We start from the raw sequence: 1851 nt of genomic DNA, 5'->3' as shown, positions 1-1851 counted from the left end.
GATGAGTTTAAATTGAAAGAGTCAAAAATTTAATACTTGAAAACAGTGAGAGTGGTATTGTCAAATAAATAAGCAATTACTTTGGCAATTCCCATGAAATCACTCCATCGTCCTGACTTATATGCGTGGTCATCTTTCGATAGCGATCGCAATGTCGATTTCAACAGCGTTGCGTGGATTCGTCCTGAAGGTAACATCCTTATAGATGCCTTACCTTTATCCAATCATGACCGAGAACATCTCAACTCTTTGGGTGGCGCAGCTTGGATAATTATCACCAATTCCGATCATATCCGCGATAGCAAAGATATCGCACAACTCACTGGTGCAAAAATAGCAGCGCCATCAGCGGAACAAGAAACTTTTCCTATTCCCGTAGATCGCTGGCTATCTGACGGTGAAGAATTAGTACCGGGATTGAAAGTTATTGAAATGCAAGGATCGAAAACTCCGGGTGAATTAGCTTTAATTTTAGAAGAAACAACTTTAATTACCGGAGACTTAATCCGCGCACACAAAGCAGGTAGCTTAATGATTTTACCCGATGCCAAACTCAAAAACCGCGCAGAAGCTGTGGCGTCAGTGCGTAAATTGGCTGACTTCAGCAAAATCGAAACTGTGCTGATAGGAGATGGCTGGTCAGTTTTCCACAATGGATATCAGCAGTTACAAGAACTCGCAGCTGCACTTTGATTAATTAGTTAGGACTTACGCAAAGAAACCGGGTTTCTTAAAAAAATCGTTGCTTTCTCAACTAGATATCGACGAAGAAACCCGGTTTCTGGCTTCCTTACTTCATTTAATCGAAACTTGCAACGTGTAACTTCCATTCCCTCGCGTTGTACCAATGACAACCCGGTAATCCCCCGTTGCAGGTAATTCGCCGCTAAAGCTAGTCGCTTCTTCTGTAAGCTTTGTGCCATTAGGAGCGACAACATCAAAAACAACGTTTGCTTCCACAGATGAGATGCTAACATTCATTGTCTGACCTGCACGAGCCCCAAGCAGATAAGTATCTGTAGTACCTCGAACTACGGCATCTTTTACAGTCGTTGAGTTTCTACCTCGCGCAAACTGAAGTCGTCGCGTGCGACTTTGTTGTGCAATTAAAAATGGTCGGTCAGCTGTTGTCCTTTCCTGTATTGTGGATACGACGTTTGTAGCTATAGCTTTTAGGTTGGGTGTTACGAATAAAGATGTACTAACCGCAACCAATGCTAACTTTAAGACTTGTTGGCTATTCCATTTCATTTTAGCAAATTCCGTAATTGCACTTAAATTTTAGTATACATCTACACTTGTATATTTGCTGTTAAATTTTAGATTTTTTTAATTTTATATGTAAGCTCTAGAGCAACATACTTTCAAACTCGTTATCATTCTTAATATTAGTAGCTTCTCGATCGAGTTTGGTATATTGATGATTATGCGATCGCTCGTTGTCCGATACGCGATCGCAGAGTCTAGATTGATACATCCCCAAGAGCGAATACAGCCAAATTAAAAGCAGTCAAAAATTCAGCGATCGCATCCTATCCTTCGTATTCGCTGTCAATCTCCACATCAAGAGTATCTTCATCCACCCGCACGTACAAAATATTAGGGTGACAGCAAACTTGGCAATCCTCAACATAGGACTGTTGAGCGCCGACACTCAAGTCAACAAAAGTCAGATTGTTTTCGCCACAATAAGCACAATAGTATTCAGCTGTTGTTTCCATCTTAAAAAAAGCGCTCTAAAATTTACCAATCAAAAAAAGCTAGGTGAACAAATAGAAAAATTTCGCTCTTCGCTTCATAATTAACCACCATCACCTAGCTCTTTTTTTGCTCGCATTCTCGTTTAGTTAC

The 1851-nt window shown here is 40.6% G+C and carries 4 protein-coding genes; 1 reads left to right on the top strand and 3 read right to left on the bottom strand.

From position 1 onward, the window contains the following. The first annotated feature begins 81 nt into the window (after positions 1-81). Positions 82-693, top strand: coding sequence for a hypothetical protein (locus tag H6S82_RS31560; RefSeq protein WP_242057191.1), 612 nt, complete (start codon positions 82-84; stop codon positions 691-693). Positions 694-795: 102 nt separating this feature from the next. On the opposite strand, the gene H6S82_RS31555 is transcribed toward H6S82_RS31560, so the two are convergent. From H6S82_RS31555 to H6S82_RS31550, 3 genes are all read right to left on the bottom strand, one after another. Continuing rightward, the gene (locus H6S82_RS31555; RefSeq protein WP_190473407.1) at positions 796-1251 is read right to left on the bottom strand and encodes a hypothetical protein; all 456 of its coding nucleotides are present in this window, start codon (positions 1249-1251) and stop codon (positions 796-798) included. A 97-nt stretch (positions 1252-1348) separates the two neighbouring features. Beyond that, on the bottom strand, positions 1349-1477 hold the full coding sequence (locus H6S82_RS34250; RefSeq protein ID WP_255512300.1) for a hypothetical protein: 129 nt from the start codon (positions 1475-1477) through the stop codon (positions 1349-1351). A gap of 55 nt (positions 1478-1532) precedes the next feature. Next, the gene (locus tag H6S82_RS31550) at positions 1533-1721 is read right to left on the bottom strand and encodes a CPXCG motif-containing cysteine-rich protein (RefSeq protein ID WP_190473409.1); all 189 of its coding nucleotides are present in this window, start codon (positions 1719-1721) and stop codon (positions 1533-1535) included. Positions 1722-1851 lie beyond the last annotated feature (130 nt).

Source organism: Planktothrix sp. FACHB-1355 (assembly GCF_014748295.1).
In the GTDB taxonomy this organism is placed as follows: domain Bacteria; phylum Cyanobacteriota; class Cyanobacteriia; order Cyanobacteriales; family Aerosakkonemataceae; genus Aerosakkonema; species Aerosakkonema funiforme_A.
This window is presented reverse-complemented; position numbering and strand designations above follow the sequence as displayed.